Source organism: Bacillus sp. 7894-2 (assembly GCF_002272225.1).
Taxonomy (GTDB): Bacteria; Bacillota; Bacilli; order Bacillales; family Cytobacillaceae; genus Cytobacillus.
The window spans coordinates 1-8,525 of sequence record NZ_NPDG01000129.1 but is presented as its reverse complement, the minus strand read 5'-3'; the positions used below and the strand labels follow the sequence as shown (position 1 = coordinate 8,525).

Annotated in this window: 11 protein-coding genes; 7 read left to right on the top strand and 4 right to left on the bottom strand. The window is 43.9% G+C overall.

What is annotated here, in order from left to right:
* Positions 1-161 precede the first annotated feature (161 nt).
* Positions 162-311 carry a hypothetical protein gene (locus CHI10_RS22475; RefSeq protein ID WP_179289079.1) on the bottom strand — a complete coding sequence of 50 codons (150 nt, stop codon included), beginning with the start codon at positions 309-311 and terminating at the stop codon, positions 162-164.
* A gap of 134 nt (positions 312-445) precedes the next feature.
* Here CHI10_RS22475 and CHI10_RS18170 point away from each other — a divergent pair, with 134 nt between their 5' ends.
* From CHI10_RS18170 to CHI10_RS18145, 6 genes are all read left to right on the top strand, one after another.
* On the top strand, positions 446-1,426 hold the full coding sequence (locus CHI10_RS18170; RefSeq protein ID WP_095245609.1) for a DUF3231 family protein: 981 nt from the start codon (positions 446-448) through the stop codon (positions 1,424-1,426).
* 92 nt (positions 1,427-1,518) lie between these two features.
* Positions 1,519-2,325 carry a hypothetical protein gene (locus CHI10_RS18165; protein ID WP_095245608.1) on the top strand — a complete coding sequence of 269 codons (807 nt, stop codon included), beginning with the start codon at positions 1,519-1,521 and terminating at the stop codon, positions 2,323-2,325.
* 184 nt (positions 2,326-2,509) lie between these two features.
* Positions 2,510-2,998: a sigma-70 family RNA polymerase sigma factor gene (locus CHI10_RS18160; RefSeq protein ID WP_095245607.1), complete on the top strand. Its 489-nt coding sequence runs from the start codon at positions 2,510-2,512 to the stop codon at positions 2,996-2,998.
* 60 nt (positions 2,999-3,058) lie between these two features.
* On the top strand, positions 3,059-3,277 hold the full coding sequence (locus CHI10_RS18155; protein ID WP_095245606.1) for a DUF1659 domain-containing protein: 219 nt from the start codon (positions 3,059-3,061) through the stop codon (positions 3,275-3,277).
* Between the two features lie 37 nt (positions 3,278-3,314).
* Positions 3,315-3,533: a DUF2922 domain-containing protein gene (locus CHI10_RS18150; RefSeq protein ID WP_095245605.1), complete on the top strand. Its 219-nt coding sequence runs from the start codon at positions 3,315-3,317 to the stop codon at positions 3,531-3,533.
* Between the two features lie 64 nt (positions 3,534-3,597).
* Complete coding sequence (locus CHI10_RS18145) at positions 3,598-3,735, top strand: YvrJ family protein (RefSeq protein WP_048010265.1); 138 nt, start codon at positions 3,598-3,600, stop codon at positions 3,733-3,735.
* Between the two features lie 25 nt (positions 3,736-3,760).
* Here CHI10_RS18145 and CHI10_RS18140 read toward each other — a convergent pair whose 3' ends face one another.
* The 3 genes from CHI10_RS18140 to CHI10_RS18130 form a co-directional block, all read right to left on the bottom strand.
* Positions 3,761-4,642 carry an AraC family transcriptional regulator gene (locus CHI10_RS18140; protein WP_095245604.1) on the bottom strand — a complete coding sequence of 294 codons (882 nt, stop codon included), beginning with the start codon at positions 4,640-4,642 and terminating at the stop codon, positions 3,761-3,763.
* Between the two features lie 82 nt (positions 4,643-4,724).
* Positions 4,725-5,174 (bottom strand): helix-turn-helix domain-containing protein, encoded by a 450-nt coding sequence (locus tag CHI10_RS18135; RefSeq protein WP_095245603.1) that lies wholly within the window; start codon positions 5,172-5,174, stop codon positions 4,725-4,727.
* 535 nt (positions 5,175-5,709) lie between these two features.
* A complete protein-coding gene (locus tag CHI10_RS18130) occupies positions 5,710-7,221 on the bottom strand; it encodes a malate:quinone oxidoreductase (RefSeq protein WP_095245602.1) in 1,512 nt (503 codons plus the stop codon).
* Positions 7,222-7,533: 312 nt separating this feature from the next.
* Here CHI10_RS18130 and CHI10_RS18125 point away from each other — a divergent pair, with 312 nt between their 5' ends.
* Positions 7,534-8,439 carry a nuclease-related domain-containing protein gene (locus tag CHI10_RS18125; protein ID WP_095245601.1) on the top strand — a complete coding sequence of 302 codons (906 nt, stop codon included), beginning with the start codon at positions 7,534-7,536 and terminating at the stop codon, positions 8,437-8,439.
* The last annotated feature ends 86 nt before the right edge of the window (positions 8,440-8,525 follow it).

Genomic DNA, 8,525 nt, shown 5'->3' with positions numbered 1-8,525 from the left:
AGCTCCCCTGCCTTTTGTGTCAGAAGTTGGACCGGGTTCTGACTCTAACTCGCGGTTTCCTGCCTTTTGTGTCAGAAGTTGCCCAGGGTTCCGACTCTAGCTGGCGGTTCCTTGCTTTTTCAGTCCGAATCACACACACTCCCAAACCCCAAACACCTTAATTACTCATCATCAATTTCACCATCACCAATTTCATCCTCTTCTTCTACGTCTTCCACCTGCTCGTCTTCCTCTGGTTTTTCATCGTTTCCGCAGCCGGTTAGGGTGAGGAAGGAAAAGGACAGGAAGAAGATTATCCATAGCTTTTTCATGTTTTTTAGCCTCCTTTTTCCCTTAGCTTTCCCGGCCAGTCCCGAATTATGACAGAAGCGTCCGGACGAATCCGCCCTCAATTGTAATAATTTTACTTTTAAGAGCAACAATAATAAAAAAAGGAGTGATAGCAGTGCGTTCTAAAGAGCTGACGGTCTCTGAGGTCTCGAATATTTGGTCATCTTATTTAAAAAACAGCATGGAGCTGCAGTTTTTTATCTATTTTTTTCAAACGGCTGAGGATCGCAAAGTCAGAAAGATTGTTGGAAGGCTGCTGCATCAGTCCGGTAAAAATCTCAAGCAGCTCCAGGATTTTTTTCATAAAGAGAGCATGTCCGTGCCCCTTGGTTTCACGGATGAGGATATAAATATAAATGCCGGTAAAGTATTCTCCGATCATTTTATTTTATTTTTTTGCCATGATATTACCCAGCTTTCATTGACTACATATCCAAGTGCCCTGGGTCAAAGCACCCGTAAAGATATCCGGGATTATTTTGAGATCACACTTAAGTTCACGTTAAAGATCCAAAATGAAATTGTGGATTTGATGTTATCCAAGGGCATTTACCCAAAGCCGCCAAATATTAAGCTTGATGACCGGATTGATTTTGCCCGGAGCATTAATTACCTTAATGGGTTTAAGGGCGGATCCCGAGCGCTTAATGCTCCTGAAATTGCGAATCTATCCAGAGTGATTCATAGGGCCCAATTCTCGAGAAAGATCTTTGCGGCCTTCAGCCATTTTTCTCAAAGAAACGAAATGAAGGATCATTTCAGCAAAGGAAGAGATTTGACCGAGGGCGTGCTGCGATCCCTTCAGGAAGTAATGGACAAGGAAAATATTCCGGTTTCCTCTGCCAAAGAGCTCACCCAATTTGACGTGGATCTTCCTCCTTTTTCAGAGAAAATGATGCTGTTCTTTGTGAACACCTGTATCGGGATATTCTGCTTCACCATGATCAGCCAGGCCATGACCTCCAGCCTAAGATCCGATATAATCATTAAACTGCTTGGCATCAGTAAAAACATGTCTCTTTATTATGGAAAAGGCCTGATGATTGCCATAAAGCAAAAATGGCTTGAACAGCCGCCACAGGCTGCGGAGAGATAGATTTTCACATTTCTGTCACAACTCTCTCAAAACCACCCTGTCCTTCTGCCCCCTTGATTTGTATATAGAAGGTGAAAGGGTGGTGCAGTTTAATGAATTTGAAATCAGGCAGTGTGGACCAGTTTGGACAGTTTTCTCAATTTAAAGATCTTCAGGAGTTTAATGCCCATTTAGAAATGTGGCTTGCGGTGCATAAATACAAGTTTTCCAAGGGGGAGCTGGCCGGTTTAAAGAGGCTGGTTCGTTTTGCTGCAAAAATTCCCGGGGTATCCAATGCCAAGATCGGAACGGTGTTAAAAGCCATCCACGAAGAATATAACGGCAATGGCATTTCCCGCTCCACTTTTAAAAGAATGATTGCCAAGGCTTCACACCTTGGTATTTTTACCGTGCATGAAACAGAGAGAAAAAACGGCTCCCAGTCCAGTAATTTATATGTTTTTAATCGTTTCCCCAAGAGTGACCCACCTAAGCAGGAAAAATTGGACCCCCCTAATAAAACTATCAATCTTTCTAAAACTAATAAAAATCAAAAGAGTACTAAACGTAACGAAGCCGTCCTCGATCACACTTTTACTAGTGACCGTGTACCACAATCATTTAGCAGCACTGTAAAATACTTTTTTCCGGAAGCAAAGCAGATTGAGGAGTTTTGGAGAATGGCAGTCATTGCAGCCTATAAAAATAATTGTGAGTTGAACACTATTCCAGAAACAGCCCTCCATTCCTTTAAACAGCTGATCCGGAAAATGAAAACCAGCATTATTGCTAAGCCCATCGCTTATTTCTACGGAATTCTGAATAAGAAATTTGAAGAAAAATACTTTGAAGAATTGCATGAAATGGGGTTTCCCGCTGAGGATAATGCCTTTTCGCTAAATTTTTTTTACAAAAAGTAGCTAACTGCCCCTTTGTTGGGAGTTAGATCCCTTTACTCCAGCCTTAGACCCTATAACTCCGGTCTCAGGGGGCTTAAAAGGCCGATTTATGACTTTTACTGGATTCGTAAAAAAATGGCTGCCAGGCTATGTTTGAGCTACCCGGGAATACACAGAGAGCGCGCTTTCCTTGAAGGGATATTTCATGGAGAGTTTTGAACAGTTAGCAGCACAATATGAACCTATGATTCATAACATTATGCAAAAATTGAACATCTATAAAAACACTGAGGAATTCTACCAGCTGGGTTTAATAACCCTTTGGCAGGCATGGAAAAATCATAACGATGCAAAAGGGGCCTTCCTTTCCTACGCTTACAGTATGGTAAAAGGAAAAATGATGACGGAATTAACCAGGCAAACAAACCAGATTGACCGATATATCTATCCGGAAGCAGACTTCTGGGAATTCATCGAAGACCCCTCACCAGCTCCCAGTCCAGAGCTCACACAAGAACTTTACAAAAAATGCGGACTGTTATCTGAAAACCAAATGAAATGGCTTCACTATACATTATGTGATGAGCTGTCTGTCAGAGAAATTGCTGAAAAAGAACGGGTCTCCCCTTCTGCAGTCAAAAACTGGCGGCACGGTGCCCGCGAGAAGCTGAAGAAAATAATGCAGCTTAATTAAATTCACCCTGTCCTTTTCTCCCTCCAAAGTATATATAGAAGGTGAAAGGAGGTGTTCGAGATGGCACAAGCAATTATCACTGATTCCAAACTTCGCCTGGTTTTTGAAACAGGCCTTAACGGGCAGGGCAAGCCGGTTTACAAATCAAAAACCTACAGCGGCGTGAAACAATCCGCTACAGCGGACCAGCTTTTCACAGTGGGACAGGCAATCGCTGGATTATCAAGCTACCCGCTGACTGAGCTAAACAGAAACGACAGCTTCGATATCTTAGGCTAATGTCTGAGAAAAATAAACAAAACAGGAGGTGAAAAACATGGCTAAATCACTTGAAATGACATTCGAAACAGAAATGGGCAAGGAAACCAAGCTTTCGGTGGACAGCCCGAAGGAACCGATTGATCCGGCAGCTGTAAAGGCAGTGATGGAACAGATCATTGCGGCTAACGCTTTTGACGGCAATGGCGGTGACCTTGTTGCAGCTAAAGGCGCCAGATTAGTAGAGCGCAATGTAACAGATTATGAACTAATGTAAGGAAAAGAGGCCGGATTCTTTGGAACCCGGCCTTTTTATAGATGAATAGAAAGGAGCATGCACGATGGAACAGATGGTCACCCTGATCAGCGAACTCGGCTTCCCGATTGTGGTCACGCTTTTTCTGCTGAACCGGATCGAAGCCAAGCTGGATGTTGTTGTGTCCTCAATCCAGGGATTGCCGGATCGCCTGAGGGAATAATAGACGGGACTCCACTGGCTAAGGCTTAGGAGTCCTGTTTTTTTGCAACCGGAATCCAGATTTCACTGCGGAATGCTGGTGAAGCCGTATCTTTGCTTTCATTCCAGAGAATTTCCGGCCCTTCTATCTGCTGATAGGAAGAGGATGGGAACCATTCCGAGTAAATCCGTCCCCATACGTTCTGAAGCGTTTCCGGAAACGGCCCCACTGCTTCAAATACTGCCCATGATGTGGCCGGAATTTCAAGAGATTCCATCCCCGCAGGGCATTCCTTTGTAGTGGCAGCTCCGATATAATGGTCAAGCTCACCTTTTTCTTCCATTCTTCCTTCAGAAAAATTGGCTGATGCACTGATCAGGCCGAATGGCTCTGTGTCCGATAAACTCTTGAGCATCCTAATCTTTTCTTCGTTCAGGCTCTTCCACATGTCCGCAATCTCCGGATTCACTCCGTTAAAAATAATCGGCACCCGCTTCTTTAAGCCCACAATTCGAAACGCCTCTTTCTCCTCAATACGATAGTTCATTTCAGTTCCTCCCTTAATAGATAGATGGAAGGTCATCGGCGGATAAGCCTTCAGGGCGTGGCCATTGCTCCTTGCTTCTGATGGAGTGATGCCATGAAGCTGCTGGAACGCTCTGGTAAACGAATCAGGCGAGCTGTATCCATATTTCATGGCTACCTCAATGACCTTAGCCCTCTGGTCCTTCAGGTCAAAGGCAGCCAAGGTCAGCCGTCTTCTGCGGATATACTCCGAAAGCGATACCCCCGCCAGAAAGGAAAACATTCGTTTAAAATGGTACTCCGAGCAATAAGAAAGCTTAGCCGCTTCTTTGAAATCAACCTCTTCGGCTAAATGCTCTTCAATATATTTCATCGCCCGATTCATATTTTGCAGCAAATCCATATCGATGACCTCCTTGTATCTAAAGAATAGCAGGAGCTGGTGGTGTGAACCCGACAATCCATGCACAAGAATGCAGGGTTCGTTACTCAGTTTTATATTTCTTTTTTAATGTGTCAGAGAAAATTCCGCCGCCTAACATTAAAAACAGAGGACCGAAATTCCAGAAAAACGATCCACGAAGAGGGATCTCCAGTTCAGTAAAATGATTAAGTCCTAAAATGCTTAGTTTAAGGATTAGCATAGCGGATCCTATCAGAAATAAACAATCAAAAAATACTTTCAATCTTGGATAAGCTAATTGTCTGCTGTCCTTAATCACTTTCTCCGTCAATTCCTCATCACTCCTTAATAATTCATCAATCGTAACCCCAAACAGATCACTTAGTTTAATAATAATTTCAATGCTGGGATAATTCTGGCCATTCTCCCATTTAGAAACAGACTGGCGGCTCACATACAGCTTTTCAGCCAGTTCCTCCTGTGACCATCCTTTCTCTTTCCTCTCCTTCTTAAGCTTTTCGGCAAAAATCATATTCACAATCACCTTTCTGCAGATCGATACTCCCATTATGGTGAATTTTTTGGCCAAAAGTAAAGATAGGATTGGTTGCAGGAGGGCGCACGCAGGGGTTGCAGGGGCCATACACGTGCTTTTACAGCAAAAAACCCAGCCATTATGGCTGGTACGCTTTCAAAAAACTTCCCACTATCCGATTTATTGTTCTCTCTATTATGGATGACACTCGTAACAAAAAGAAGAGAATCAGCTGCAGCTGCGGTTTGAGAGAAATTCCCAGGTCAAAGCTTATGCGCTAACTTCCTTTTCAGTATTGCATGCTTCTATCCGGCACTCGCTTTTACTGCTGGTGTTTCATGTGAAACATCCTCACCAAAGCCTTTAAAAGGCTGACTGACAGCATCGCTTTTAAAAGCCTATTCATAGAATTGGCTTGTGACCTCGACGGGGAAGGCGCTGGAGCTGGACTGTTATCGAAGTTAAAATGATACCGTTTTATCCACAAAAAAGAACCCTCAAACCGAATTCGGCCTGAGAGTTCCTCTTATAATCAGCTATAAGCAAGCTCCTGATGCTTTTCCTTTTCGCTGAGGCCAAGCACCTGCGCTGTGGATTCGTGAATCTCACGGAACAGCTTAGGATTTTCAGATAGTGACATACCGTAGGACGGAATCATTTTCTTAATTTTAAAATGCCATTCGTCCATTTGCTCAGGGAAGCACTTCTGCAATACTTCAAGCATGACATTAACGGCTGTTGAAGCACCCGGTGAAGCTCCGAGCAGGGCAGCAACCGAGCCGTCAGACGCACTGACTACTTCTGTGCCGAATTGCAGGGTTCCTTTTCCGGCAGGTGTATCCTTGATGACCTGCACACGCTGGCCGGCTACTACGACACTCCAATCTTCGCTCTTTGCGTTTGGAATGAACTCACGCAGTTCTTCCACACGCTGTTCATGGGACAGCATCACTTGCTGAATCAGATATTTTGTCAGCGCCATTTCCTTTGCACCTGCAGCCAGCATGGTGATGACATTGTTCGGCTTAACAGACTTGATCAAGTCCATATTGGAGCCTGTTTTCAGGAATTTCGGTGAAAATCCGGCAAACGGGCCGAACAGCAGGGATTTCTTGTTATCAATGAATCTTGTATCCAGATGCGGCACAGACATTGGAGGAGCACCCACTTTGGCTTTTCCGTATACCTTCGCATGGTGCTTCTCAACGATTTCCGGATCGTTGCAGACCAGGAACAGTCCGCTTACCGGGAATCCGCCAATATGCTTCGATTCAGGGATGCCCGTCTTCTGCAGCAGATGCAGGCTTCCGCCGCCCCCGCCGATAAAGACAAACTTCGCCTGATGGTTTTCGGTTGTGCCGCTTTCCATATTCCGCACTTTTACATTCCATGATCCATCGCCGGCACGCTTTAAATCCTGGACGCTGTGCTGGTAATGAACATCGACATTTTTGCTCTTTAAATGGTCAAACAGCATGCGCGTTAACGCACCGAAGTTGACATCCGTTCCGGAATCGATTTTTGTGGCTGCAATCGGCTCATCGGATTTACGGCCTTCCATCATCACCGGAATCCATTCCTTTAGCTTCTCAGGATCATCGGAAAATTCCATGCCCTGAAACAGCGGATTAGCTGACAGCGCTTCCAAACGTCTTTTCAAAAACGATACATTTTCTTCTCCCTGAACAAAGCTCATATGAGGGATTGGCATAATAAAGTCCTGCGGATTGGTAATCAGGCTGTTTTCTACAAGATAAGACCAAAACTGTCTGGAAAGCTGAAACTGTTCATTTACATTGATCGCTTTAGCGATATCTATTGATCCATCGGATTTTTCAGATGTATAGTTAAGCTCGCACAATGCAGCATGTCCCGTCCCTGCATTATTCCATTCGTTAGAGCTTTCTTCTCCTGCGCTGGCGAGCTTCTCAAACACTTTGATTTCCCATTCCGGTGCTAACTCTTTCAGTAAAGATCCCAAAGTCGCGCTCATGATTCCGGCACCAATTAAGATAACGTCTGTTTTGTTCTGTACGCTGCTCATTTTAAACCCTTCCTTATCCCAGAAATTTGCCAAAAACTGCAGGCGCTTTGCTCAGGCTTCACCACTCGAAAGACATCACCCAAGGACACGCCTTTTCCGTCACACAAAGTACACATTCTATTCTATTATAATGATTGATAAGGTAATATAGCTAGCATTATCTGATAATTATATACTATTTTATACAAATTAGAAAGTGGGCGGGGTTCTCTTCATGGAAATCGGCAAATGGTAAGAAAGTCCGGGTAAAGTATTTGTAATTTTCTAAATTTATTTTAAAATAGATTTAGAGGTAAAGAAAGGAAGTGGAAAATGTTATTAAAAAGAAGATTTCCGTCGGATGAATTATGGTGTATGAGGTATTTGAACATCCGAATGGATTTAACCGAAAAAGAAAAACAGCATTGGGCCAACCTTGAAAAAGGCTATGAAGGAGAGGTGAAATTTGACCTACTGACAGAAAAATTGACCGAAGAAAGGCTGGTGATTCATGATCTGTTACTGGAAGTGAACAACTCCTATGTTCAAATTGACACCTTGATCATTTCAGAAAGAATGATCCATCTAATAGAAATAAAAAATTTTCAGGGAGACTGGAACCTGGAATCTGACAAGCTATATGCCGTAAATACCGGCCGGGAATATAAGAATCCTGTACACCAATTAAAAAGAAGTGCCTCCCTATTCCGCCAGCTGCTTCAAATCCTCAAGCAAACCATTCCCGTTGAAGCCTCCGTTCTTTTTATCAACCCTGAATTCACCTTATACCAAGCTCCCATGGACCAGCCCATTATTCTGCCAACCCAAATAAACCGTTTCCTGAAAGACTTGAATCATACCCCTTCCAAACTAAATGAGGGTCACAGAAAACTGGCCCGGCAACTACTGTCACTCCACCAAACCAAAAATCCCTATACTATTTTGCCCGACTATCACTTTGACCAGCTGAAAAAAGGGATGTATTGCATGAACTGCCATTCTCTTCTCAGTCCTGTACACAGGACTCTGGTATGTGAAAAATGCGGCGGGCGTGAAAAATTGGAGCAGGCGATCTTGCGCAATATACGAGAATTTAAGTTCCTCTTCCCCGAACGAAAGCTGACGACCCAAAGCATTTATGAATGGTGTAAGGCTGATATAAGCAAACGAACTTACTCCAGGGTATTAAAGAAAAACTTTACGGCGCGCGGCAGCACCAGTAATACCTATTTTGTGTGAGTGTGGGTTGTTGGATGTTGGAGGTGAGGCGGGTTCGGGGTTCTTTTGTCCGGTGGTGTGGCCGGGTTCTGACTCTGTTTGCTCAG